The 26,678-nt window shown below is 41.0% G+C and carries 24 protein-coding genes; 14 read left to right on the forward strand and 10 right to left on the reverse strand.

From position 1 onward, the window contains the following. The first annotated feature begins 602 nt into the window (after positions 1 to 602). Both QQK21_RS15370 and QQK21_RS15380 read left to right on the forward strand, forming a co-directional pair. Positions 603 to 1,040, forward strand: coding sequence for a hypothetical protein (locus QQK21_RS15370; protein WP_284193069.1), 438 nt, complete (start codon positions 603 to 605; stop codon positions 1,038 to 1,040). Positions 1,041 to 1,337: 297 nt separating this feature from the next. Next, positions 1,338 to 1,523 (forward strand): hypothetical protein, encoded by a 186-nt coding sequence (locus tag QQK21_RS15380; protein ID WP_284193070.1) that lies wholly within the window; start codon positions 1,338 to 1,340, stop codon positions 1,521 to 1,523. Between the two features lie 90 nt (positions 1,524 to 1,613). Here the strand turns inward: QQK21_RS15380 and QQK21_RS15385 are convergent, their stop codons facing one another. Continuing rightward, a complete protein-coding gene (locus tag QQK21_RS15385) occupies positions 1,614 to 1,892 on the reverse strand; it encodes a type II toxin-antitoxin system RelE/ParE family toxin (RefSeq protein ID WP_284193071.1) in 279 nt (92 codons plus the stop codon). Continuing rightward, positions 1,892 to 2,173, reverse strand: coding sequence for a type II toxin-antitoxin system TacA family antitoxin (locus tag QQK21_RS15390; RefSeq protein WP_284193072.1), 282 nt, complete (start codon positions 2,171 to 2,173; stop codon positions 1,892 to 1,894). Before QQK21_RS15390 ends, QQK21_RS15385 begins: the two co-directional genes overlap by 1 nt. A gap of 380 nt (positions 2,174 to 2,553) precedes the next feature. On the opposite strand from QQK21_RS15390, the gene QQK21_RS15395 reads away from it, so the two are divergent. The 4 genes from QQK21_RS15395 (at position 2,554) to QQK21_RS15410 (ending at position 5,968) form a co-directional block, all read left to right on the forward strand. Further along, complete coding sequence (locus QQK21_RS15395; protein WP_284193073.1) at positions 2,554 to 3,264, forward strand: hypothetical protein; 711 nt, start codon at positions 2,554 to 2,556, stop codon at positions 3,262 to 3,264. A 110-nt stretch (positions 3,265 to 3,374) separates the two neighbouring features. Next, positions 3,375 to 3,824 carry a hypothetical protein gene (locus QQK21_RS15400; RefSeq protein WP_284193074.1) on the forward strand — a complete coding sequence of 150 codons (450 nt, stop codon included), beginning with the start codon at positions 3,375 to 3,377 and terminating at the stop codon, positions 3,822 to 3,824. Between the two features lie 132 nt (positions 3,825 to 3,956). Continuing rightward, positions 3,957 to 4,781, forward strand: a complete 825-nt coding sequence (locus QQK21_RS15405; protein WP_284193075.1) for an alpha/beta fold hydrolase — start codon at positions 3,957 to 3,959, stop codon at positions 4,779 to 4,781. Between the two features lie 554 nt (positions 4,782 to 5,335). Further along, positions 5,336 to 5,968 (forward strand): hypothetical protein, encoded by a 633-nt coding sequence (locus QQK21_RS15410; protein WP_284193076.1) that lies wholly within the window; start codon positions 5,336 to 5,338, stop codon positions 5,966 to 5,968. Between the two features lie 484 nt (positions 5,969 to 6,452). Here the strand turns inward: QQK21_RS15410 and QQK21_RS15415 are convergent, their stop codons facing one another. After that, entirely contained in the window at positions 6,453 to 6,773 is a 321-nt protein-coding gene (locus QQK21_RS15415) for a DUF496 family protein (RefSeq protein ID WP_284193077.1), read from the reverse strand. 190 nt (positions 6,774 to 6,963) lie between these two features. Here QQK21_RS15415 and QQK21_RS15420 point away from each other — a divergent pair, with 190 nt between their 5' ends. The 6 genes from QQK21_RS15420 (at position 6,964) to luxQ (ending at position 13,334) form a co-directional block, all read left to right on the forward strand. After that, positions 6,964 to 7,158, forward strand: coding sequence for a hypothetical protein (locus tag QQK21_RS15420; RefSeq protein ID WP_284193119.1), 195 nt, complete (start codon positions 6,964 to 6,966; stop codon positions 7,156 to 7,158). 29 nt (positions 7,159 to 7,187) lie between these two features. Beyond that, entirely contained in the window at positions 7,188 to 7,847 is a 660-nt protein-coding gene (locus QQK21_RS15425) for a YceH family protein (protein WP_284193078.1), read from the forward strand. Further along, positions 7,848 to 8,180 carry a GIY-YIG nuclease family protein gene (locus QQK21_RS15430; protein WP_284193079.1) on the forward strand — a complete coding sequence of 111 codons (333 nt, stop codon included), beginning with the start codon at positions 7,848 to 7,850 and terminating at the stop codon, positions 8,178 to 8,180. A gap of 155 nt (positions 8,181 to 8,335) precedes the next feature. Beyond that, positions 8,336 to 9,475 carry a conjugal transfer protein TraF gene (locus tag QQK21_RS15435; RefSeq protein WP_284193080.1) on the forward strand — a complete coding sequence of 380 codons (1,140 nt, stop codon included), beginning with the start codon at positions 8,336 to 8,338 and terminating at the stop codon, positions 9,473 to 9,475. Positions 9,476 to 9,669: 194 nt separating this feature from the next. Further along, positions 9,670 to 10,767, forward strand: a complete 1,098-nt coding sequence (locus tag QQK21_RS15440; protein WP_284193081.1) for a substrate-binding domain-containing protein — start codon at positions 9,670 to 9,672, stop codon at positions 10,765 to 10,767. Then, entirely contained in the window at positions 10,767 to 13,334 is a 2,568-nt protein-coding gene (gene luxQ, locus QQK21_RS15445) for a quorum-sensing autoinducer 2 sensor kinase/phosphatase LuxQ (protein ID WP_284193082.1), read from the forward strand. Before QQK21_RS15440 ends, luxQ begins: the two co-directional genes overlap by 1 nt. An 87-nt stretch (positions 13,335 to 13,421) precedes the next feature. On the opposite strand, the gene glpD is transcribed toward luxQ, so the two are convergent. The 6 genes from glpD to yccS all read right to left on the reverse strand — a co-directional run bounded on the left by glpD (position 13,422) and on the right by yccS (position 23,422). Continuing rightward, entirely contained in the window at positions 13,422 to 14,954 is a 1,533-nt protein-coding gene (gene glpD, locus QQK21_RS15450) for a glycerol-3-phosphate dehydrogenase (protein ID WP_284193083.1), read from the reverse strand. A gap of 406 nt (positions 14,955 to 15,360) precedes the next feature. Then, positions 15,361 to 18,981 carry an Ig-like domain-containing protein gene (locus tag QQK21_RS15455; protein ID WP_284193084.1) on the reverse strand — a complete coding sequence of 1,207 codons (3,621 nt, stop codon included), beginning with the start codon at positions 18,979 to 18,981 and terminating at the stop codon, positions 15,361 to 15,363. A gap of 234 nt (positions 18,982 to 19,215) precedes the next feature. Then, positions 19,216 to 20,475: a hydroxymethylglutaryl-CoA reductase gene (locus QQK21_RS15460; RefSeq protein ID WP_284193085.1), complete on the reverse strand. Its 1,260-nt coding sequence runs from the start codon at positions 20,473 to 20,475 to the stop codon at positions 19,216 to 19,218. Between the two features lie 88 nt (positions 20,476 to 20,563). Then, positions 20,564 to 20,842, reverse strand: a complete 279-nt coding sequence (locus QQK21_RS15465) for a hypothetical protein (RefSeq protein ID WP_284193086.1) — start codon at positions 20,840 to 20,842, stop codon at positions 20,564 to 20,566. A gap of 57 nt (positions 20,843 to 20,899) precedes the next feature. After that, positions 20,900 to 21,061, reverse strand: coding sequence for a hypothetical protein (locus QQK21_RS15470; protein ID WP_284193087.1), 162 nt, complete (start codon positions 21,059 to 21,061; stop codon positions 20,900 to 20,902). Positions 21,062 to 21,271: 210 nt separating this feature from the next. Next, entirely contained in the window at positions 21,272 to 23,422 is a 2,151-nt protein-coding gene (gene yccS / locus QQK21_RS15475; protein ID WP_284193088.1) for a YccS family putative transporter, read from the reverse strand. 195 nt (positions 23,423 to 23,617) lie between these two features. Here yccS and helD point away from each other — a divergent pair, with 195 nt between their 5' ends. Together helD and cutA are read left to right on the forward strand one after the other, a co-directional pair. Beyond that, the gene (helD, locus tag QQK21_RS15480) at positions 23,618 to 25,693 is read left to right on the forward strand and encodes a DNA helicase IV (protein WP_284193089.1); all 2,076 of its coding nucleotides are present in this window, start codon (positions 23,618 to 23,620) and stop codon (positions 25,691 to 25,693) included. 4 nt (positions 25,694 to 25,697) lie between these two features. Continuing rightward, entirely contained in the window at positions 25,698 to 26,018 is a 321-nt protein-coding gene (cutA, locus tag QQK21_RS15485) for a divalent-cation tolerance protein CutA (protein ID WP_284193090.1), read from the forward strand. On the opposite strand, the gene QQK21_RS15490 is transcribed toward cutA, so the two are convergent. Continuing rightward, the gene (locus QQK21_RS15490) at positions 25,982 to 26,605 is read right to left on the reverse strand and encodes a DUF2238 domain-containing protein (protein WP_284193091.1); all 624 of its coding nucleotides are present in this window, start codon (positions 26,603 to 26,605) and stop codon (positions 25,982 to 25,984) included. The two genes, cutA and QQK21_RS15490, sit on opposite strands and share 37 nt — an antisense overlap. Positions 26,606 to 26,678 lie beyond the last annotated feature (73 nt).

Below are 26,678 nucleotides of genomic sequence, written 5' to 3' on the forward strand. Positions count from 1 at the left end.
ATTTTACGGTGGAAACTTTACCACCTAATTTGGTGTCCGGGATCATTAAACCACTACAATTTATACTACATGGCGAGTTTCAATTAGCTACAACGTACGCAAGGGGTATAAAACTGCACGGAAAATAGTTAGGTTTAAGAAGCTGTGTAGAATCCCCACAAAGAAACCAACGAAACTAGAAGTTCGTTATCAACTGCACTTAAATGCCGCAGTTGGTCTTTTCATGGCGACACTAGGGTTCGTAGCTCTACTTCTTATACACGAGAATGAAGGGGTCAAAAGAGCAAACTTAATAATTCAGTCAATACAAAATGAACCCGAAACAACCTTCAAAGCTGGGAACTATGAGAATGAGTTGGTGTTTTTGTATTGTGGTGTGCGAAATTGTGCGGGCTACGATCCCAAATTAGATCGGATTGTATATGTACCACAGCAACAGTTATCACTTCAAAGCAAAAAAATATAACAAGCAATTTAAGAGGGATTCACAGCGCTTGGCATTTTTGCTTCTACTTCAAATTTTGTGTTTATGGCACAATGCTATAGGTTTGGGGAGTGTGTTGTTCACCCGTTAATTGGACGTTATACAAATGGAGTATTGTATGTTCAAGGACATTTTTATCAGTTTAATCCTACCTGCAGCTGTTTCTTATATTACCTATCAAGTGTCTCTCAAGCAGTTTATAAAAGAAAAACGCCTTGAAAGAGAAATTATATGCTGGAATAAAGTTCTTGATTCAATATATACATTGAAGAAGTTTAATATGTACTGGGACAACGCCTTGAGGCATGATCGTACGTCTCCGGATAGCTCATTCTTGGCAGCGCTTGATGTTGATAAAGAAAAAGCATGGAATTATCTGAGATATGAAATCGAGTTTGATAGAGAATACTTACCCTCGTCCCTAATTGATTCGGTGTACGCTATGATCAGCGATATTGAAAATCTGGAGATCGACGAGTCAAATTACATGGCTGAAAATGGTTTGACGAGTGAAATAATTAGCAAACACCTAGGAAACATTAAGAAACGAAGATAATTTTCCATACAATCTGTTTAAGAGTGATTAGCAACGCTTGGCATTTTTGCTATGCATTGGGTTTGGTAACTTAAGGTAGTTTGCGGTAGCATCTGTATTGTTCAGCATTATGTTCTTTCAGGAAATTTGTGGATATCCGCTTAATAGAAGTTACAAAGGATAATTGGCTAGAAGTCATTTATTTGGTAATTACCAAAGAGCAGGAAGATTATGTCACCCTTAACTCTGAATCAATCGCCGAGTCTCATTTTTATCCCCCAATAGGTCAATCGAGCGATTTATTGAGGCGATGAAGTTGTGGGATTTTTGCAATATTATCAAGAGCTAGAGGAAGGCTTGCCAGACGAGTTTTATATTGCGCACATTATGGTGGACGTAAAATATCAAGGCCATGCCATGAGAAGATTCTATTCTCGCTTTGAGTTTGTTGTCACCGAAGAAGATGAGCAATATGGGGTAGTAATGGAACTTAAGGTGAAGTGATTTTGCATCTGCAAGGATACAAAATTAACGTAGCCGCGCTTTGCTATTATGCCGCTATATGCCTGTCCGTTAGGTTCCCACAGGAAGCGATTAATCCGTAGGAAATTTTTGTTTCTGATGGAGCACACGCATAATTCGGATAATGTCGCCTTCTATCCAATAGGAAACGATCATCGAAATCTCAGGAATGATAAGTAATCGCCCACGAATACCGTCTCGCTGTACACCCATAAGAGGTTGCTTTAGCAAGTTTTCTACTTTTACTTCAATGAGGTTGTCAGTTTTTTCTGCCGCATCAGGGTTAAAGTCATAGAGAAATTCAAAGATTTTTTCGCGATCATTAAGTGACTCTTCTTCCCATAAAATCATTACTTATCTCGATTACGGATTCTGGCTTTGCGTTCTTCCATTTGAGATTTAGCCGTTTGGTGCTCAACGAAAATGGATTCGCCTGAGTCAAACTTCTCAAATGCTAGGTTTACTTGTTCTGTTAGCCATGCATCATGAGATAATGTTTTTCTTTGTTGTTCAGCGAGTTGTTCAGTAAGTTCACGACAAGCATCACTCAGTGTGCGCCCTTGGCTCTCAGCCATTTGTTGAGCTAGCCGTTTCGTTTCCTCATCAACACGAAATTGAATTCTAGTGTCCATGATGTATTCCTTTATTGCTGTGTGTACAAATGTTAGCACTAGCCTTTGAGATGGGCAACTAACAAAAGACTATAGCGGCAATAGTTCATTTTTGGAGCTATTGATACCCCACACTATATTAAGGTTTCAAGGTGCTTACTCTAATCTATGTTGAGCGCGTTAGGCCTTATACTCTAATACGTTTTAATGGTTGCTAACTTATTGTGTTATCGTTTAGATTAATAGCCTTATACATAAGGTAAATGAACAAGGTAATGATGTATGTCCCACATAACAAGTTGCTCAAGTTTGTTCGTAAACTCACAAGGCAATTAAGAGTTGGTGTCGTGCAAGTTTAGCCAACTTTCAATTGCCGGTCAGCAAAGCGTTATATCTCTAATATGGATTACTGGAATAAAGATAATTTTGAAGGTTTGAAGTCTGTAGGAGAAAAATACTCTGCAGTTGAAGGCTATGAGCTTTTCGGAAAGTACTGCCTCCAAAAGGAAAAAGGGCTTAAAAAGCTAGCTGTCTCGTCAATAAAAGAGTTTGTAACAGTCTCCAAAAGTAAATCACTTAAAGTACAAAGAGAGATTGCAGAAGAGCTGTCATCGCTCGGGGTCTGGAACAGCGAGATACATCAGCTCTTGGCTCATCCATTGGTGGAGTTCCTCAAGAGTGTTCTAGAACAGTGGACGTTAGATGAGCCTAGTAATCCTATACCTCACAAATGGTTAGGTTATATTGGTGGTGATTTATCCTCTTACGAAAGAGCACTTGAGATTGATCCCACAGATGAGATTTGCATCAGTCGAATTGCTCAGGCTCATTTAAATGATGTGGACTATCAGACTCATCATTTATCTGAATCTCTTTTCTTGGGCGATATCAGAGACGCCACTAACTCTTTGCAGTTAGTGGCGTCTCTGATCGATAGGCTTACCACAAAGCACGTAAGATTAAAGATGCGTGGAGAGCTGGAATATTACAATAACCTCTTGAGCTGCTGGATGGAATACTCAGAGTTAGGTATAGATGAGCCTTTTGCGGACTGGTGTGTGTCTAAAGGAGAGAAATTCAATTTTTGGTCAATCGCATATTATCGCCAGTGAGGCTTAAAGCATTAATTGGTTAATATGGGTATATTACAATGATAATTGGTTGTTACCGTTTAAATCTATACATATAATCTAGCGCCTCTAAATTTCTAGTGTTCTAAAAAATGAAAGCAAAAATTTTTGTAATATTCCTTTTCTCTTTCACTCTGTTTGGCTGTGTTAATATGCAACAGTTAGATTCGACTAATCAAGATGAGTACATAGTGCTTACGACTGATTTAACAAGAGTAAGGACTGGTGGAGCTCTTGGTATAAAAGGCTTGTACCCAACATCTTGGGTTGAAGGGGTTTCCGCTGGCATTTATATCGCAGAAGGGCAGAATTCAGAAGGCGTTTTTTACCGGAATACAAAGTGTTGTATTGGTATCGAAAATAAAAGAGAAATGGTTGCAGGAATGCATGGATGGGATTGTGGTATCTGGATTCCGAATGATAAAACTGGAATTGTTAGAACCTATTATCATGATGATAGGCGCCTTTTTGGTTATCCTGCTTATATTGGCTGGTATGCGGAATTTACATATCAGCAATTGGAGTTATCTTTAAAAAATTAGTTTAGAAACCAAGGATAAATTAGCGAGTGTTCTAAATTTCTGTCACAATGCTTTTCATCAATTCCATCTTTCGTTTCGGGCTAAATTGGTTATGATAAACCCTTATTCAGTGGTTAGAAGTGCGAGGGTGGTGTGTTAATAGAAAAATGGCTAGATATTGAGGGCGACCAGCTTTATTGTTTGGCTACTGAGCGCAAAGAATCTCAAGAAACGCTGGTGTTGATTCATGGTTTGGGTGAATCGCATCTCTGTTTTGCGGATGCAATCGACTGGCTGCCGAATTACAACCTAGTCATGTTTGATCTATGTGGCTACGGCTATTCTCCTGCTTCAGCTATTTCTCATTCAACGGAAACTCAAGCAAAGCGCATATTAAAAGCGCTTGAGCAATTAAAGATTGATGATTGCTTTCTCCTTGGTCACTCTTGGGGAGGCGATACGTCTACCTTGGTTTGCCAACACGATACAAAAGGGATTGTGCGGGGTTTTATTAATGCTGAAGGTGGCGTCCACGCAGAAAATATAATCTTGTCTCAGATAATTGCTGAACAATATTCTCAGTTAAGTTCTGATGAATTTTCTAAGTGGGTGAAAGGTGCTGGTTTTTCACAATGTTTTTCTCTGTCTTGGGGCCACGGGGCGGGTATTAAGTATTTATCGTCTGTTCGGCGTTGTGATCCCGTCGTTTTAGGTAATACCGCGAGTGAAATTTATGCTCAGCACGCCACTCAAGATGCGCGGGGTGTTGTTCGTTGGGGACAAATCTATGAAAGCTTGCCGATACCTAAAGTTTACTTTTGGGGTACACAGAGTTTAAGTGGTTGTGAACGTGCTGAAAAATTCATTTCTACATTAAATAATGTTTCTTTCGAAGGAGCCAATCATTGGGTTCAAAATGAACCGTCTAAGTTTTACCAAGAGGTGGATAAATTCATCACTAAGATTGCCCAAAAATAACCCGTCTTTAAGGTGCTTTTTCTAGTCAGGCAGAAGCATCAACTTATTTTTTCAAAGTGCAAAGCGAGCGAACTAGCTCGCTTTATTAGTAATTATCCCCATATAACTGGACTCCTAAAGCTTCTATTTCTTAACACCAACTTTTCAAAACCTGCCCTTTACCGACTACTTGGTTATTTACGCCAAGTCAGTATGCAAAAACAGACCTAAAGTAAACTCATAGCAAGATAAAACAGGTACTCAAGGGAGGTAAAGCGGATTAAAACACAGGATAACTGAGCACGAGTCGATTTAGCTAAATTTCTAATCTAGCGCCAAATTGAATCGGCAGTAAACACTGCAATTGGTACGGCTTTGCTAGGCGTTAATGAATATACCAGCCAGTCTACAGAAAGGCTTTAACAGTGCGCTTGTATATGAGGTTGAAGCCTTGTTGGGCTGGTGAATGTTAATGAGATAGGCAAGGTGAAGTCTATCGGGGCCTTGCTGGGTGTTATAGGCAATGAAGGGAGCCTATGACGATAATTAAAATCCTATTTAAGAAGGTTTGAGTTATGTATGTACAATTGAAAAAAAAAGAGATGAAAACTAGAGAAATTAGAAGTACTGTTGTTCAGAAAAAAATAAATATCAATAATATGCCGAAATATAAATCTATTCTTGATGTTAATCAAGACTTTATTAACCAAAAAAATTTTTTAGGAAGTAAAAATATAAGAATAGGATTTTCTGAACAAACGGGAAAAGTAAGTAACTATTGTTACAAAAAAAATATAAATCATGATAAAAACCCAGACATTATCCAAATGGTTCAATGGGGGGTATTCTTACAATCGGTGCGTCAAGAGATCGATGGTACCTTTGATATGATATTAGATACAACAAAAAATATAGGTGTCGGGATACTCGGCCACTCAGTTACGGCAATAGGTAATGGAATATATAATATAATAAAAAATGCAAAGGAAAAGTTGAAATTAATTTTTTCTGGTGAAAAAACAGACGCAGAGAAGGGTTGGGCAGCCATTGAACTTGTAGTTGGTACGGGCAACGAAATATTTAAAATGACGCCTTCTGGAGCTGCATTCGGGATATGTCTGGACATATTCTATCAGCTGACTAAACTCCCAATAAAAATAAAAGGAAAGTATGATGAGTTAACTAATCAGCAGGCTTTGCTTGCTTAGAATATTAGAGAAATAGCAAAAAATCATCATAAGAATTCTATTACCTAAACCCGAAAACTGTTGATGGAGTAAGTTTATTCATCGATATTAGAATTCATGGGACAGACACCTTAAGAAACGTCTTTCTATAACTAACGAACCAACCACATCTAAAAAGTAGGGTACTTTTGAAACAGGAAAGTGGGCTTTTCTAGGCTAATGGTGTGAACTAAAGGCAGTGTAACACAAGAAGGATCACGTATGACAACCACACCTAGCCAACCAATTAGCCTAGAAGCCACTGCCTATTTGCGTATCGTTTATCCTGTGATCCTAATTGCATGAGGTGCATAGCCATGATGCCATTACCCCAAAATGACTATCAACACTAAATAGGGGGTAGAAAACATCTAGCCTAGGGTTAATCTGACAGGCACCGAGTTGAAAAAGTGGGTAGCTGTCAGATCAAGTCTGAATTAGAGGGCGTTCAAAATAAAGAGATGAATTATTTTTTCTTACCTTGGATGACTTGTTTGTCTTCTTCAGTGAGTTCACGAATGCGTCGACTAATATCACGTCTTTCCTTCGAAATTTCAGCACTTTTGATAATATGGTCGTCAACACGATCTTCGTAATCGGCTTTCATGTTCTTTATGATGGTGACAATTTCATCGGGTGTCATGTCGGGCTTAATGTAATCCATAAGATTTTCTAAAAGATCAACCCTTTTACGGTTATCACGAACCTTTTTCTCATTGTCTAGCAGCTCACGCTTTAGCTTGTTCTTTCTGCGAGCCTGAGCCACGATTTCAAATACTCCACTCATTAGTTTTTCCTGCTTTTACTTACCTTAAACTGCCATTGATTAAACCATAACATTGATGCTGAGAACAGGCTTAAGATCAATAACTCTCTAATGATGATGAGTTTATCACCAAAAAGTCAATCCAGTGATTGAGCCTGTGCAGCAGTCAGGATATGATTTCGTTATTAATAAAAATAAAAAGCTAAGTTTTATGCGAGCGTCTAACATTGTAGTCCCACAACAAGAAAAGGCAGAATTATCTCAACAGGCAAGTAAAATTGTTGAGGCTTATCGAAAAGAGCGCCATTGCCAAGAATTGACAGAAGTTGAATTAAATCGTAGAAAAATCATTATGATTGACGAGTATGGTAATATAAAAAAGCCATCGAACCTTTCTGAGCACTAAGCTTAGATAGCTTAACTAAGGAAATGATAATGAATATTGAATTAAGCGATATAGAAGCACGTGTCATTGGATGTTTGATTGAAAAGGAAGTGACTACACCAGATTATTACCCACTTACTTTGAATAGTTTGACTAGCGCATGTAATCAGAAAAGTAATCGTGAACCCGTGATGACTTTGTCAGAGGTCGATGTCCAACAAGCAGTGGATGGGCTTATCGCACGTAGATTGGTTAGTGATGAGAGTGGTTTTAATAGTCGAGCAAGTAAGTATCAGCATCGTTTCTGCAATACAGAGTTTGGCGACCTTAAGCTGACGGCTCAAGAGAAAGGAATCGTTTGTTGCCTTCTACTTCGTGGAGCACAAACGCCAGGTGAGCTGAGAACACGCACCAATCGTTTGGCTGATTTTGCTGATGTGAAACAGGTCGAATCAGTATTAGAGGCGATGGCATCACGTGATGATGGCGCTTTAGTGGTTAAATTGCCTCGTGAAGCGGGTAAGCGTGAATCTCGTTATATGCATTTGTTTAGTGGCGAAGTTGACCTAGCAATGCTGGTTTCTAATCCTTCTTCGACTGCTGGCCATGGGACAGATCAAACAAGGATTGACGCTCTGGAAATTGAACTTGCTGAGCTAAAAGAGCAGTTTGAACTACTCCGCAATCAGGTTGAAGAAATCTTGTCCTAAATGCCATCATCTGACAAAAAACTGTGTTCGGAATGGTATGTCTACTTGATTCGAACACGTTTGAATACACTATATTGCGGTATTACAACAGATGTAAATCGCCGTTATTCACAGCACTGCCAAGGTAATGGTGCGAAGTCTTTAAAAGGCAAAACACCATTGACACTTGAATGGTTCCAAGCTGTTGGAAAAAGCCGTTCGATTGCCTCCAAATATGAATATCGTATTAAAAAACTGCCCAAGGTTCATAAGGAACTTCTTATACGAGGCGACGTGGAATTGGATGGCTTAGTTAACATTGAGCTAGTCCAAGAAAGTCCTCCCTGTATATAGAATACACTGACTCGCTAGTTTTTCTATTTGCCTGAAAATTTTCAATTCAGGCCACAGAAACCACATCAGTTACTAGGTTTTCACTTTACTAACCAGCGAAGAATTACATTTTGTATTAACCTTTAAGATGACATTAAACTCAGGTTGGTATGGATATGAAATTACTGATAAAAGCTGTAATAGTTTGGTCTGTAGCATGGATAGCGATAGTGGTGAATGCGGCCACCGTTGTTCCAGATGGACGTGGTAATGGTATGGGAAATACTGGTGTGACATCAGCCGATTATCTCCTTGCGCCTTTTTATAACCCAGCATTAGTGGCAGTCCATCGAGATTCAGATAAATTTGGTGTACTTTTTCCGGGTATCGGCTTAAGACTAAGAGATACCGACGAAACGTTAGATACCGTAGACAAGCTTCAAGATGAAATTAAAGCGTTCGAAGCCAATCCTTCGGACTCAAATGCGGAAGCAAAATTGAATAGTTATCTCGACCAAATTGCGGATGATAAGCCATTAGGGGTCAACGGTGGTATTGTTGCTGCTGTTGCTTTACCAGTAGATATTTTGTCAACCAATATATTTACTCGTGGTTATGCCGAAATTATTGCGAAAAGCGATATCTCAAGCGCTGCGGATACACAAACTCGTTATGAAAACTCAAGTGTTGATGTGATTGCTTTTGGTTATGGTGAATTTGGTGTAGCAATTGCCAAACGTGTCAATGTGTTGGGGCAGGATGTCTCTTTAGGTATTTCTCCTAAATTTCAAACGATGAAAACGTACAAACAAGCTATTACGGTTGAAAATTTTGACATCAGTGATTACGACAAAAGTGAAACCAAAAAGAATGCATTTAATATCGATCTTGGTGCAGTTTGGCTGTACGAACAATTTCGAGCGGGATTTGCAGTAAAAGATCTATTTGCCCAAGAGCTTCAAACACAAAATGTTGGTGGCGTCAGTACCTATAAACTGAACACACAGCTGACCGTATCTGGCAGCTATGCTCTGGAATATTTCACCGCGACAACAGATTTTGATTTGACCAAGCAAACAAGGTTTACCGACCAAAAAGATGATACTCAATTTTGGCGTTTTGGAGTGGAAGGTAATGCCATGGGATGGGCCCAGTTAAGACTAGGATATGAAATTGACCTTGAGGACACACTTGATAACTCGGTCACATTTGGTGTTGGCATAAGCCCAGCAGATTTAGTCAGTTTTGATTTAGCCGCAAGCTATGCAGGTGATAACCAGTATGGGTTATCTGGAAACTTGGCATTCACCTTCTAATAAAGTCGTTTGCATCGTGTCCTATGATGTTGGCTTAGAGCTTGTATCTGCCAGCGCAGTAATGCGAAGAGTCGGTTCAGTGCAAGCTCTATCTGAAATAAAACTCATCAAACATTGGATAATCAGCTCGAAAGGTGGGCAAGCACTATGTAGAATATGCGATAATATAAATATCTTTATTTAAAGGACAAAAAATGTTCAAGGTAGCACTAATATCAGTAACCTTAGCAGTCCCGACAGCAACTTATGCGCACACGACTCAAGTGTTAAGTGGGTACTGGCAATATGAAGAGTACTTAGATGCCAATCCAGAGCAAAAAGAGCTAACTAAAGATCTAATAGAAACAGTACGAAGTAAAGCGGTACCAATTTCAGTCAAACAAACGAAACCTTTATCTATCTCAGTTGTATATCCTGGTCAGCAAGTATCTGACTATTGGGTGAGAAATATTAAATCATTTGAGTCACGCCTCAAGGAGCTTGGTGTCAATTATGAGATTAAGCAGGTTTTTACTCGGCCCAATTTAGATGTTAGACAACAAAGCCTGTCTCTTCTAGAAGCGATACAAAGTAAAGCAGATTACTTAATCTTTACCTTAGATACTACCCGTCACCGTAAGTTTATAGAAAACGTTTTAAGTTCGACGGACACTAAACTTGTTCTACAAAATATCACGACTCCAGTGAGAGCTTGGGGGGAACAAAAGCCTTTCATGTATGTTGGTTTTGACCATATCAAAGGCACTCGTCTGCTTGAAAGTTATTACAAAAAAGTCGTTCCTGGGGGAAGTCGGTATTCTGTGCTGTATTTCTCAGAGGGGTATGTAAGCGATGCTCGCGGTGATACCTTTATTGAAGAAATGAGTCATCATGATTCCTATCAACTGTCATCTTCTTTCTATACGACCGCTACGCGAGAGTCTGGATACAATGCTGCCATTAAAGCTGTGGAAAAAGATCCCAAAATTTCGTTTATCTATGCCTGCTCGACCGATGTGGCTCTTGGTGCAGCGCAAGCACTCAAAGATATAAAGCGCGAAGATGTTCTTGTCAATGGTTGGGGGGGCGGCAGTGCTGAGCTTGAAGCGCTAAGCAAAGGTGAATTGGATGTTACTGCAATGCGTATGAATGATGATACAGGTGTTGCGTTAGCAGAAGCAATTAAATGGGATCTTGAAGGTAAAAAAGTCCCAGATGTTTATTCTGGAGATTTTGAGTTGGTACTGAAAACGGATAGCCCATTAAAAATTGAGAAATTGAAGCAGCGTGCTTTTAGGTATTCGGATAACTGATGTCAGTTTTAGCTCGGCGTAGGACGAAAAAACGTCTTGCCACATTACTCACTCGTTCAATATTTCTCACCATAGCCGTGCTATCTTTGGTGATGGTGTTGCAAAACTACCAAGTAAACAGACAGGTTGTTTCGCAAGAGGTCGCTCGTTCGAAATTGCAGACTCAGAGTCTGGTTCAACAAATTCTGAATTTTAGATTAGAGGCTTTAGAAATTCAGCAAGATAGCTACAGTCGTAATGGTTCGCTTGTCGATGCGTTCATTGCAGCAGATAGCAACCAGTTAGCGAGATTCTTTAATGGTATCGATCAGGGTTCTCCAGAGCTTGCGCCTGATTTTCGCTTTATTACCGAACAATCAGAAATTGTTTGGGATGATGCGAACTATCAATTCTATGGACTGTCAACGGAGCAGTTAACACATATAAGTCAGGACATGACGACAGGAGGTAGTTGGCATTTGTCTCAAACGCCTTCTCTGCTTGGTACTCGTTACCTCATGGTGAGACGGGTCCCGATTATCAATATGGCTTCAGGAGAAGTTCTGGGTTACTTACATATTGCAGTTGTGTTAAACAATAACTTTTCTCTTATGAGCGCCGTACTAAGAGGAAGCAATGCTGATCAAGTACTGCTTGCCGTGGGCTCTGAGGTAGTCGCATCGAGTACAAAAGATATTGATTTAAGCCATATCGACTGGCTTGAAGAATCGGCGCTAGATTTTACAGCAAGTAAATACATGGTCTCTAGAACCGACCTGACGATTAGTGATGTTCCAACCTTTTTATCTATCTACACTATTCAAGATAATGAACCAATCGTCATTTTAGTACGCAGTCACTACATGTGGGTCGCCATAGCCGTTGTCTTACTTTTTTTGATCGCTATATACGGTCGTATATGGTTAGGCCATCGAGTGTCAAAAGAGTTACTAAAACTCATGAATTATACCGAGAGTTCGGTAGAAACTAAGGGCATGAGCCGCTTTCCTGGTTCGCACATCGAGGAGTTCGACCAAATTGGCACTTCTTTTGAACTCTCTTTTCAGCGCTTCCATGAACAAGAAAAACAATTTGCTGACTTGTTCAATTTTTCTTTGTCGCCCATGACGTTATGGGATGATCAAGGACAGTTATTGAGGAGCAATCCATCAGCTGAAAGAAGTTTTTTGGTTGATAATGAAACCGATAAGGGAGATTTTCATCTACTCATTGAAAAACTTGGACCTCATATCCGCTTATGTGCCAAAGGGGCTGCTCTAAAAGGCATCAATATATCGATAAGGGATAAAACCTATCGCTGGAATTTGTCGCCTATTTTTGTTGATAAAGGCGTTAATCATGTCTTAGCTCAAGGCCAAGATGTGACAAGTTTTATTGAGGCCGAAGTACAGAGTCTCGCAGCAAGGAAAGAAGCAGAAGAAACCGCCAGAACTAGGTCTGACTTTCTGGCGAAAATGAGTCATGAATTAAGAACACCTTTAAATGGTATTTTAGGAGTATCTCAGCTGCTAAAAGGAAAACTGTCTGGCACACAAGACGTCGAACATCTAGATGTCTTGTGTAATAGTGGTGAACACCTGTTGGCAGTATTAAACGATATTTTGGATTTTTCAAAAATTGAACAGGGCAAGTTTCAAATCCAATCTGTTGATTTTCGTCTGGTTGAGCTGGTGAGTGCAGTGGAGAAAATTTATACTCCGTTGTGCGAAGAGAAAGGGATAGCGTTTGAAGTGACAACCAACGTCAGTGAAGAAATTTTTGCGCATAGTGACCAAGTTAGACTAAACCAAATACTATTTAATTTGGTGAGTAACTCAATCAAATTTACTCATCAAGGTAGTGTCGCTGTATCGATCATGTGCCTTAAGCAATTGACCGGTTGCTACTTAAATATCACTGTCGAGGATACTGGCATCGGTATAGAACAAGAGAGAATAACGCACATTTTTGAGCCTTTTGTTCAAGCTGAGTCTACAACAACTAGAGAATATGGGGGAAGTGGACTCGGGCTCGCTATCGTGCATAGCCTAGTAGAAATGCTGAATGGGCAAATAGAAATAAAGAGTCATATTGGCAAAGGAACATGGTTGCATTTATCGATTCCAATTGAATTGGTTGAGTCTCAAAAACAAGTTGAAACTAACACCCTTATTGACCCTGCGAGCTTATTTGATAGAGCGCTGAATGTTTTATTGGTTGAGGATAACCATACCAATGCATTTATCGCTAAGGCGTTCTGTGAAAAATACGGTATGAAAGTTATATGGGTTCAAGATGGCTACAATGCGATCGAAACACTTAAGCAGCAGAGTGATATCGATTTGATCTTGATGGATAACCAATTACCCAACTTAGGCGGTATAGAAACGACGGCAATTATCCGTCAAGAGATGAAGTTAGAAACACCAATCTTTGCCTGTACAGCTGATGGGATGCAAGATACTAAGCGGGCCTTTTTAAACGCTGGTGCAGACTATGTCATCGTTAAACCGATTAAGGAGCTGGCATTGAATCAGGCGTTTATTCATTACAAAGAAAACCACTTATTTAAGCGTCAGCAAATCTAGCTTTATAATCATTTTATTCAAACATAATCATTACACAAAGGCCGAAAATAGGCCTTTGTGTAATGCAGCATATATTAATGGTACTCATTACGCACATTGTTTGTTTGTACAGCACTCTTGGGTTTCAAGATAGTTGGCAATAATGTCATAACTGTCCTCTTTACACAGCAAGTGCAATTTACTGCGACGAGTAAGAATGTCTTCAGCATTAGCGGCAAATTCTTGTTGAACCAGATAGTCAATTTCAATCTGATATAAGTCCGATGTGAACATAATACCTAAGTCTTGTTTTGTTTTGACGCCATTGAGTAAGTTTTCTACTCGACTACCGTAGGCTTGAATCCAACGCAAACGTGTTGCTTGGTCGACAAAGGGGACTTGCTCGGCCAGCTTTGCTTCCAAAGTATCCCAAGAAAAATTTTCACCACCGGGTAAAGGAACACTTTTTGTCCAAGTTGGTTTTAGATCTAGATAGGGAGAGAGACGTTGCAAAGCAGCTTCAGCAAGTTTCCTATAGGTAGTCAGCTTCCCACCGAAAATTGATAATAGTGGAGCTTGGCCATTACTATGGTCCAAAGACAGCGTGTAATCTCGAGTAATTGCCTGTGGAGAATCAGACTCGTCATCACAAAGTGGTCGAACACCGCTATAGTCAGAAACGATATCTTCCATCGTAAGTTGCTTACGGAAGTGACTGTTCGTTACCTTAAGCAAGTACCTCTTTTCTTCATCACTTATCGACACATGTCGTGGGTCGCCATGATACTCAACGTCGGTTGTCCCTATAATTGAAAATTGTCCGAGATAAGGGATAACAAAAACTATTCGATGGTCCTCATTTTGCATGATATAAGCTTGGTTTTCACCATGAAGTTTTGGCACGATAATATGTGAACCCTTAATGAGTCTTATTCCATACGGTGAAGGTAGCTGAGTAGTGTCAGTTAGGAAGTCTTTAACCCATGGGCCTGTTGCATTGACCAATACTTTTGCTTTTCTTGTTCGTTTTTTTCCTGTTCGTTGATCGTTGATCTCAATATGCCAGATACCGTTTTCGCGCGTGGCTTTGGTCACTTGACAATAGTTACTGACTTCAGCACCAAGCTCACGAGCCTGAATGACATTCAGTATGACAAGTCTTGCATCATCAACCCAGCAATCGGAATACTCGAACCCTACACTAAGTTCTGATTTCATGACATTTTTGTTGTCCAGCGCAATCTTTTTGCTGCTAGGTAGAGAGGTTCGTTTGCCAAGATGATCGTATAGGAAAAGACCAGCTCGTATCATCCAAGCAGGACGTAAAAACGGTCGATGAGGCAATCGAAAGCGCATAGGGAAAGCAATATGAGGTGCCTTTGCCAGTAAAACTTCTCGTTCTGCGAGGGACTCACTGACTAGACGAAATTCATAGTGTTCTAGATATCTTAAACCACCGTGGATAAGTTTCGAGCTAGCAGAGGAGGTTGCGCCAGCGAAGTCTTGAGCCTCATAAAGACCCACTTTTAACCCACGTCCAGCAGCGTCAGCAGCAATGCCTGCGCCATTAATGCCTCCTCCAACAACAATGATATCAAATACTTCTTGTTCTTTTTGGTCACTTAAATAATTGATGGTCATAATTTCTCTACTTTTAATGTTCGTACGAGCATTTACTTTTCGTTATGTAACCATATTGTAGCTTCGTTTGTCAGTTTTTGTCTGATTAAATATGACGAAGATCATTAAAATAATCAGAACCGAAAATATAGCGAACTTAAAATGCACTTTTGTGAAAGAGAATAGAGCTTGAAGGGGGGCAGGATGTAATCGAAAAGTTGATAACCACTATGGTATTGGTAGCGCGTCATCAAGTCATTATGTGGGAAGAAGCCTTGCCTGATTAGGGTTGACAAACCTAACTGAAGGTCTCAATCGTTAAGGTACGAGATAACAGCAAATGCTCGAACATAATGAGAAAGGCCTAGCGTTAGGGCTAGGCCTTGCTTAAACGACCATGTTTTTATTAACGCTTGGTCAGCGTGATTTATCGAGGGTTAAGACCTAGTTTTTGTAGTACCAACTTAAAGTTCTCACGACGCTCTGCCACATTGTGAACGTCACCAGTCGAACAGCTTAAATCAGGGCAACCACGATTAACGATGCCTGAGACATCATCAATAAATTGAGAGCCTTGAAGACCACCCTCCACGTACTGTTTAAGTTCGTTGTAATAGTTCCAATCTGCGTACGGACCACCATCATTGTTATAGGCCTGTACTGATGTTACCCAGTAAAACAGACCTGCTATCCACTTGATCTCTTTATTCTCTTCAGAGCTACAGATAAGACCTGGATTCGAACAAAAGTCCAATTCGGCATAAAGAGGGTTCTCTGGTGGCGCTTCAACGGTTACACCATCAACACTTGTACCTATGGTAGATGGATCAACATGTGAACGACCTAGATAGTGGTTAAGCGTACCGAAGTTCTGACGACCTGTTGTTTGGATAACGCCTCGTCCCCACCATCCGCAGCCTTCCACGCTTTCTTGACTACTGCCATCCCAAATAAATTTACCTGCTTTCTGGCCGACATAGGTCTTACAATCGTCGCGTTCCCAAACTTGTTTGGATGTGTCTACGTTTTCAGGTACATCGTTACAGTGACCTTCATTCGTCCATCGGCCAGCTGCACCATTCACGAGCAAACCTCGTTCTTCTAGCACAGAATCTGGAGCGGCAAAGATAGGGGCAGGTGCACCGTACCATTTGGCATGGGTGAGTGCACTGACTTCCATCTTGTCATTACGAGGACAAGAATACGCGTGATCTAAACCAGAAATTGGGTTTACACCATAATCCGCATATTTCTGACCCAGTTGACCACAGCTAGCGGTCATCGGATAATCGGTTGGTGCACCGTATCTCATTTCAGACCAGTTGTTCTCATCACATGCGTTGTAACGGATGGTTTCTTGCATGCTTTGAGCAAGGAAAGCTGCAATCGCTACTTTTGCATATTTGATGTTTGTGTCATCGTCAACACCATCGTCCATCAACCAAAATTTGTTTCCAGCAACACCAATATTGTGCATGGCATTGAGGCCGTCTAGGAAATCGTTCCATTTGTATACCGTTGACGGAACCCACTGAGATTGTGGTGTTTCGTAAAGGAAGACTTCGTTATTCATGACACTTTCAGCACTGATCAGTTCATCATTTAGCGCTTCAATACGAGTTAATGCACCTTTTTCTAGCTCTTCACCGACGTAGTACAGTGGCACTTTCGCAGTTTGGTATAGATTAATCTTGTTGGTAAGTTCTTGAGAGTCTTTATCATACATTAATGCAAACACGTTGCTGTATGCAGCTTTACGGATTTGCTGTTCGCTTTGCGTATTGCCCATAAAGTAGTTGACCGTCTGCTCTGTCGGCATGTCTGAGAGCATTGCTGGCGTCTCAATGTAATCTGTCACCTGCTTGACGTACTCGAGTGCGTGATGCCATTGCTCGCTGTTTAGTGCAGCCGTTGTATTTGATTTGGTGAACACAACAAAATCAGCTTTGTTGGCTGAACTTGCCTTATACAGTTCAAAACTTTCAAGTAAATCAGCGGTGAAAACAGAAGCCTCATCCCATACTGATTGACGACCCGAGTGCTTATCGTATGCAAATTCACCAATGCTTAGTGACCAACCAAATGTCGCTTGTGGGGCAAGGGTGGTGAAAATCAGATTGTGAGCAAGTGCCCAGCCCTTCACATCGTCAGTCAATGCATGAATAGCATTCACATCGATACGGCTGCCAGTAATTTCAATGGCGTTTGTTAACGCCTGTCTAACTGCAATCGTACCAAAAGATGCCCCTTTATCTCGCGTTGCCAGATCGAGAACATCAGATTGAATAATAATAGACGTCGAACCTGCATTTTCAGCCTGTCTTAACAAGGAAACAAAGGTAAGTGTTAGTTGTTCTACGTCGGACAGTGACACACTGCTGCTAGTCTCGATCGTTAATGTACTTGGCGCTTGAGTAGAAGGGCTTGCGACAACGAATGTGGCAGGCCACCCCGCTACTTCTAGACGAACAGGGTCCATTGGATTTCGCAGTGATAACGCTGGGGCTGTGCCCGGCTCAGTGCCATCACAGTTTAAATGCAAACCCCATGAATCATCGCTACCTGGAATCGTTTGTGTCCAGTAATTCGCTGAGTAAGCGATATTATCGTGAACCATAATATCGCCACCAGTTGCGTGGTCACCACGAGTCCAGTTTGGATAAACATTAAACTCACTGCATAGCTCACTCGGTGGTGGTGTCGGTGTTTCTACTTCTTCGACGGTAATTCTTACACTGGCAGTGGAGGTCAGATTTTTGGCATCGGTCGCGATTGCTTCTAGAGTTACAGAGCCAACTTCAGACGCTGTCCAATTACAAGAGAATTGGCTTGTGGCTGATGCATCAAATTCACAGATTTGCTTGTTGTTTGCTTTAACGGTTACGCGAGACAGATCGTCATCAGCATCCGTTGCTTGAACAGAAATCGAAACCGAATCATTTTTGTCAAACTTTGAAGCGTTAGAAGGTGAAGAGAAACTTACCTCTGGTTTGGTGAAGCTCTGACCTGCCTCTACCGCAATGACCATACTACGCTGTTCAACCATTTGATTGTTTTGATCAAGAACCACCACTCTAAGGGTTGTGTTCCCAACCTCGTTTGGTGTCCAAGGCTGTGTGTACATGGTTTGGGTTGGTGTAATATTTTGTTGGCTTAGCTTGTGATTATTTGCCCAAAATTCAAGTTTCGTGATTAATTCTCCTTCAACACGAGCCTCAATCATCGTTGCTTCATCTAGTGTGAGTATTTGACCTTGCGTAGGTGCTACAAAGCTAAGCTCGTGTACTTCAGGAACAATTGGCGGCTCAACTTGTTTTTCTTTTACCAAAATGTTCACCGCTTGCTGCTGCGTTAAACCAGACGTGTCTTCTACGACGGCTTTGATAGCATGACTGCCTACACCCAACGCTGTCCAGTTGGCTTGATATGGGGATTGTGTTACGCGTGCAACCTGAGTGTTATCAACAAAAAAAGTGACGGCTTCTATATTGGTGTTCGTTGCCTCTACGTTTGCTAGCAGTGTAACTGATTGGTCTTCTTCAAATTCGGCACCGTTAACTGGTGAGACTAATTGAAGAGAAATCTCGGGTTCACCTACTTCACCATCGTCATCGGCGATCAGGCGAATCGTGTTTTGAAGAAGAGAGAGATCCAATACCCCTCCGACGCCCAAAGTCAGTTCAATGCTGCTTCCCCCTAGAAGCTGTGACTTAACCCAGCTACCATCGTCAAAGCCTAAAACCAGCGTGTTTTTGAATAGATCTCCTTGGGATTTACTGGTGAACGTCATGTTTGGGTAGCTAACACCTGATGCTGACCAATTGGGTGTTGACATGGTTAGGTTCGAATCAAATACAATTTTTGCGTCACGCAGTTCGACGGGTTTTGAGCTATCGTTTGTTAGAGTGACTTTGTATGTATTCCACCATTGGCTTTCTGAGCCGACGATACTTGCATCGGTGTTCACGCCAGCCTGCACGGTAGGTAAGCTCATACCCATCGCCAGTGCTAATACACTCGGTATTATTGCTAGTGTATTCTTATTCATTTGCTATCCCTTCGAGTCATCTTGATTGGTTTTTTTTAAGTAAAAAATAACTCAAATAGGATTGAACAAGTTCTCGTTTGTTACAATATCATCAATAGTGAAATCACGATTTTTCAATGTTTTTATGAGACTTTTATATTTTTGACAAGATAACGCTGGGAACATTTTGACGTAATCAACACTCGCCAATTTTAGATTAGCGTGTGTTGATTATGAGGGGGCGGGCTGATTGATTTATCGTGCGAGCTTTTGGTGTGCTCTAGAAAAGTGACCAGCACAAAAAGCACCGACGATGGAAAGCTCACCGGCTAGACATAGAGCGGCGGTCACTTCGGCAAGCGCTCTTGCTTTTCCAGTGCCATATAGGCCCATAATCTCTAAGCATGCTTTTTGGCTTGGTAGGTGTGTGCCACCACCTACGGTACCGACCATGATATTGGGCAAGGTTACGCACGCATATAGACCACCTTGTGCATTCATTTCCATGCGAGTCACACCGATGGCAGACTCTGCGACACATGCGATGTCTTGTCCGCAAGCGGCATATAAAGCGGCGAGCGCGTTTGCGTAGTGGGCATTGACGCCAATTCCTCCACTGATTGAGGCGCCTACTGCTGTTATTTGGCCAAACTTAACCATTTTCTCAGGGGTTGTGTGCAGGTATTTTTCAACCAGCGGTTTAGACAGATTTATCTCAGCGGAGACTTTTTTTCCTCGTACATGTCTCAATGTGTGGGCATTTGGCTTTTTATCGCCTGACAAATTCCCATCTAGGAAAGCGTCTTGTGGTTGGATAGGAGAGTGTGTCGATATGTAATTGAATACTTCGTTGGTTGCAATCGTAACCATGTTTTGACCCGACGCGTCTCCTGTTTGAAACTCGAAGATGAGATATACACGATTGCCTTCAATATTGACATTGATGTCACTGAGACGACCATGAGCGGTAGTGGACTCTGCAATTTTTTTAAATTGTTCATACTGGGTTACCACCCAAGCGACAAATTGCCCTGCTTGAGAAAGCTCCAGAAATTCAAAGACTGGTGTCCGTGTAACCCCTTCATTGAGAAGCATTGCACTTGCACCGCCGCCTGCTGTAATAAGCATAGCGCCTCGGTTATAGGATGCGACCAATGCTGCTTCAGTGGTCGCGAGGGGGATTAAGTAATCACCGTGAGCATGCAGACCATTAACTCTTAGCGGCCCGGCCACGCCAACAGGGATTTTTACCGTACCGATAAAGTGTTCAATATTCTTATTATAAAGTTGTGCGTGTTGGTCGGTCATAGGATCAAGCAAATGCTGCTTCTGTGTTAACTCTTCCAGAACATCCCAGCGTTTATCTAAGTTTTTGACAGAGATGTAGGGCCCCTTTGTCAGTTGTTGCTTTGCTGGTGCACAATTAGGCCTAAGTCTTTTCTCTATCGTACCTGAATGTAATTCTTGGTCGAAAATTGATGTTTTGTTACGGTGGGATAAGTTAAGTTTGGGCATGACGATGATAAAAAAGGTGTTGTCGGGCGATTCTAGCGTCTATTGAGAGGAAGACAATATTTATTGGCCGATTAGTCTGAATTTTAATTTACACATGAATATCAAGTAAAGTGCCGATCATTTCTTGGTCTCTTTGCAGTACGTTAGTGCCAATACGACTGTATTTATCTGCTTGTACCAGTTTTGTAATCGGTTCCATCGGAGAGGATTCTACTGGCTTAAATTCAACCTTATTGAACTGGTAAGAAGAGTCTTTGACTACTGGGTTGGAGATCTGGGCTTGATAAATTTCGCGCGAAGCTTCCTCAGCCAGCTTAGATGACTGTTCAATTAACTGATAACCGGGCTGAACTGCAGACACTGTCATAATCATCCCCTTTATAACAATAAGCCTAATCCTAGTTTGCTTTTTAGGCAAGTTATGCTACCGAAATAGACTTGCGATAAGCTGCTGTTCTTCGTCGGTTAACATAAGACGTTTAGGTTCTTCTAATGTCTGAGATATCTCAGTTTTCAATGTGCGAAGTTGACAAGGCGTCATGTATTTTATTTGTTTTTTAAGAACTTCAAATTGTTTTGTATTCATACTGGCTTGCCTCCGAATCAAGTCGTTTTTTTGGTCCGAAAAGCAAGAGATGTCTCCTTTCATCGTCTTACCCTATTTTCTATAATTACGCCACTATCTTATGCAGTCTTGCTTAAATTGTGTCCGAATAATGTCAGGTGGATTTCAGTTATTAGTGAACTATGCCACAAATGCGCCTGGATTCGGTAATTAAATTGTCATTAAATTGATCTAGTTTTTTGCCTGAATAGTGAGTTTTTCAGCTAGGGCGTGGAACTCAGGTAACATTCTATAGATGAGATAAAGTTGTTCCAATACCATTTTGATTGAGGTGTCATCGTCTTCTCGCCACTCTTCCAAGCGAGTTTTTATGTCAATATCAATATTGGCAGAGCTACCGTCTACAGACTTATTAAGTTGTTTAGTAAGGCCTTCTAAGTGATGATTGATAATTCTGTGTGTTTCTAAAATGAGTTGATGTGTTTTGGCTTCATTGACCCGTTTTCTATGTGCACCTAGAGCGGAAATGTAACTCAGTAATGCGTGACTTAATGTTAGAAAACGGAAACTTTCATCTACTGCAGTACGGTATCGTCCTGGCTCGGAAAGCATTGCGCTTATCGCATTATTGAGATTTGCGTCGTGGTTGTGCGCATTACGTCTTGCAATTCTATAGGCTAAACTGTCTTTCTTTCCAATTCGATATTGACCGATCACTTGTGCGAGATATTCTCGATTTGCTTGAGTGGCCTCTGCCATAACTTTATGAAGACGTTTGGATTGCCAATCAGGTAATATGAAACTAACTGATAACACAGCTAGGGCACACCCAATAAGTGTATCCGCCAATCTAGGAAGAACGACGGCATAACCCTCTCCATACTGGTGGAAGCAGAATAGGACTAAGATGGTGATAAAACCAGTGGCATACCCGTAGTTAGCCAGTCTCAGCATAAAAAATGCGACACCAGAAACAACGATAAGGAGTAATTGGCTTTCTTGTGAGGGAAATAACACAAGTAAGGGGACACCAACTAATAGGCCGAGTATGGTACCAACAACTCTAGCAACAAGTTTGCTCCGCGTTGCACTGTAGTTGGGCTGGCAAACAAATAATGTGGTCATGAGTATCCAGTAGCCTTGGTTCATATTAGTGAACTGGATCAGGCTGTATCCGATGGTTAAAGCGGTAGACATTCTTACCGCATGGCGAAATAACAAAGACTCTTTGTTAAACTGCGATGCAACTCTTTGCCATTTTTCTCTTACTGTATGGACCTCGGTGTCATTAAGCTCAGTTGATTCAAATTGGTTTGAATGTGGGGTAGTTATGCTATTGAGTTGTTTTTCAACGGTAGCAAGGTTATTAAAAAGGTAGCTAAGTTGGTTAAGTAGTGACCTGCTTGTCTCACTTGTTCTCTCTTTTAGAGCATTGAGTGAACTCACTAACTCATCAAGAGCTAGGACAGATTGGCCAGTGTGAGAGTATTCTTTACTCAATTGAATAGATTTTGCGACTGCTCTACAAGCGTTTGCTTGAGTTTCTAGAAGGTATTTAAATCTGAACAGTACATCTGAGCGTTCGAATTGCTTACAAAGCTCTTGATAGCGATAGTGGCTTGAGCTGACTCGTTCGTGAATATCTTGGGCAAGAAAATAAATATTAAGGAATTTGTCGCTACCTGAATCAAAATGCCCCCTTTTGGAACGACTGAGTAGTATCGCTTTACATTGATTTAAAGCCGTCACCGTAGCAGCATTGAGTGCAGCTTGTTGAATTCTATACGGTTGGGGATCTAGCCCAGAGACGGGATGGAACAGTTGACTTCTTGAATCTAAGTAATTCGCGAGATGAAAGAAAACGTTGGCTAAACTTTGTTGTACTGGCTGCATAGGCCACAATGCTGACCAAATAATGGATAACAAAAAATACCAACTGGCGCCAGACAAAAGCAAAGCGGGCTGTTGCCAAAGATTAACGCTTTGTTCTGCCCCAAGCATAGTGTAGATGGCCAGTAGTAGCGAGCCAAAAGCTATACTCGCATACCTCGTGCTTATCGCGCCAAGCATAATGAAACCAAAAGTTGAACTGCATAAGCCAAGTGCAAATAGAATAGGCGTAGAAAAGAGTAACTCAATAGAGAAGGAAGCAATAGCAAAACAAGCCAGTGTTATAAAAGTTGACTTTACCCGACCCATTACGGTGTCATCCGTTTCTGATAGCGCAGCGGCAATGACCCCTAATATCAGAGGGATAACATGGGTGTTGAGTGAGTGGTACCAGCTAAAACTAACAACGCCCACCAGCGCAATAAGAATTAGCATCCCATAGTTGATTGTTTTGTTTACCCATAATAGGCGGAGTTGACTCAAAAGTTGCACAGTATTTATCTTTAAATGATCTCTTAATGTCTATGTTATCTAATAATACATGTTTAAATTATGATTTAGATAAAGAAATGAGTTTGTTGATGGAGTTTTGACTTTAAGTGTACTCATTATCTATTGACAAGATCTTTTCACTGTTTGATTTGGTTGCGTTATCATGTGTGTAACTAGAATTAAGGGAATACAACAATGCAGCTAAGCGCCACCAGGACTGCACTCTACCTGATTCAAAGCGAATACAATCAAGTTCGTCTGGAATCTGACTTCATCATATTGAGCTCTAAGCAATGTGAAGAACGTATTCCGTTTAGTATATGGAATGGTGAAGTTAGCATTAAACGTGGCTTATTATGGGGTGGGCTGCAATTTTTTTCACATTCTAAAGATGGCCGTCGGTATTCTTGGCTCATTGAAGGTTTGTCGTGGCAAAGCTGTCGTCAGTTCGCCCGTTTAGCTGTTGCGTGCTATCAAAAGTGGCACAACAATCAGTGCGCACAGCTTCATGCATTTTTTCCCCAATGGGAGATGACTTTTCAAGGAATTGAACGCCAACCGGCTTACCTCACTCATTCCACGCTCGATTTTCAACTGGGTAAGATATCTTCAGATTTAACTTCTATGGAAATGACTTTAGATGATGTAACACTGATGATGCCTGAAAAAATGGCGACTATCTTACCTTGGTTCACAGATACTGAACGGGTTTTACAAGAGCGCAATCAACGTTGGATGGAAACAGAATTAGATAATTGGAAAGTACTTTTTTCTCAAATTGAGTCATCGCCTTTGAACCTGTCACAGCAACAGGCTGTGCTGCTCAATGATGACAATAATCTGGTTCTGGCTGGCGCGGGCTCTGGAAAGACCAGTGTTTTAACAGCAAGAGTTGCCTACCTTCTTCAAAGTCATCTTGCTCAGCCAGAAGATATCCTAATGTTGGCGTTTGGGCGTGATGCGGCAAGTGAAATGCGTCAGCGCTTGGAGAACAAAATTGGTTTGAGCGCAGATCAAGTTCAAGTAACGACATTCCATCAACTTGGACTATCTATCCTAAATCATGTTGAAGCTTCTCCTGTCACCCTTTCACCTTTAGCAACAGATGAAAATTTGAAGGCTGCTTGGTGTATTGAATGGCTAAAGAAACATTGGTCATCGCCGACAGCATTTAAGCGTTGGCAAAAGCACCTAAATAATTGGCCAATCGCCTACATATCAGGGGATGATGAACTGCAAAGTCACGTCGAAAACCCTAAGTTGATTGATTGGATAAAGAAGCAACTTAATCAACTCTCTACTTTTGGTGGTACAAAGAAAAGTATTCAAGAAAAGCTTGTGTCTCATGCGGATTATACCCGTCTCAACAGTGAACTCGCCTTGGTATGGCCTTGCTATCAAGCATGGCGTGAAAAACTTGATGAAGAGGGACATATTGATTTCAATATTATGATCAGTAAAGCCATTGATTATGTTGTAAAAGGAAAATATCAACCATCATGGAAATACATCATGATTGATGAATACCAAGATATTTCACCACAGCGTCTAGGTTTGGTCGAAGCACTGTGTAACCGGTGTGATGGTCCAAATTGTGTCCTATTTGCTGTGGGTGATGATTGGCAATCTATCTACGAATTTGCAGGTGCTGATGTCGATTTGACGACCGGTTTTACAAAACGTTTTCCGCATTCCACAATACATAAATTGAATACAACTTACCGTTTTAACAACCAAATTGGTGAAGTGGCTAATCAATTTATACAGCGTAATCCCGCTCAATTGGAAAAAGCCTTGCAAAGCGTCAAACTGAAGAAATCCAAATCTGTCACCTTGTCTGCAAGTAATTCAATAGAAAAGATTCTAGATGAGCTTAATCGTAAAGCAAAAAGTATTCAGTCAATATTGCTACTTGGTCGAAATCATTATCATAAGCCAGAACTATTGTCTCAATGGCAAAAGCAGTTTGCGCTGTTATCCATTACTTTTATGACTTGTCATGCGAGTAAAGGGCGAGAAGCGGATTATGTCATTATCCTATCTGTGGATGAGGGGCAATTTCCTTCGCGGGTGAAAACCTTGCACATTGATGGTGCCTTGACTCAATCGGGTGATACTTTCCCATATGCTGAAGAACGTCGTTTGTTTTATGTCGCTCTCACTCGGGCAAAAAAACATGTATGGGTGACGTATTCAGGCTCAGGTTCTAGTTTTGTTCGTGAACTGAAAGATGAGAATTATCCAGTCCTTATCAGAAAGCGAGGTGTATAGCATTATGAAAGAGCAGTTTTGTATCGTACTAACGACAATAGATAGCCCCGATCAAGCAAAGAAAATGACTCAGATGGCTTTGGAGTCGGAGCTAGCAGCTTGTGTGCAAAGTATGCCTATTCAAAGCAGTTATCGATGGCAGGGGAAGGTATGCCACGACAACGAAATGCTGCTGATTTTTAAGACGAAAGTATCCTGTTATGAGAAGCTTGAAGAAGCGATTACATCAACGCATAGCTATGAGTTGCCTGAAGTGATTAAAATACCTATTACAGGTGGTTATCACCCTTACTTATTATGGCTAGAGCAAACAACACGCTGTTGAAAAGATAGCAAAATCAATGAAGCTAATGCTCCAAGTGTGTCCATTAACATGTCTTTTTGAGCGTCCCAAATGTCTCCTTGAGACCCGAGAAATGCGATGCCTTGTTCTCCACCAGCTTTTACCGCGTACCACCACTCAATGATTTCATAGCTGGCCGCGAGTGACATAATAGAAAAGAGTGCAAAGCAGATGGCTAGTTTTTGGCTCATCCATTGCCTTCTAATTAGGTATTCCGCAATAGGGTAGGCATATAGTCCGATAGAAAAGTGAGCAACACGATCAAAATTATTTCGTTCTGAGCTAATCAGTTTATTGAACCATTCAAAGGGGACTTCAGCAAACGTGTACTTTGCGCCAATCGTATGTAGCGTCAGCCAAATAAACATCAGAATGTAGGCTGTAGGAGAGAACTTGAAATGTCTCGATATGAACCAAATAAGAGATAATATTCCCAAGACGGGTATTATCTCAGCGACCCATACTGCACGGGAAGAGGGGTTGATAGTAGAGAACACAAATACGCTTGCATACCCAAGAGTGAGCCAAACTAAAAGTGATCGAGAAATGTTGTTGTTTTCTGCATCCATTGAATGATGTCCTTAAGCAAGGTTAGGCCTATATTGTCATTAAATAAAACAACGTTCAATTGTTGTTTTCTAC

Origin of the sequence: Vibrio zhanjiangensis, assembly GCF_030161235.1 — a bacterium.
Taxonomy (GTDB): domain Bacteria; phylum Pseudomonadota; class Gammaproteobacteria; order Enterobacterales; family Vibrionaceae; genus Vibrio; species Vibrio zhanjiangensis.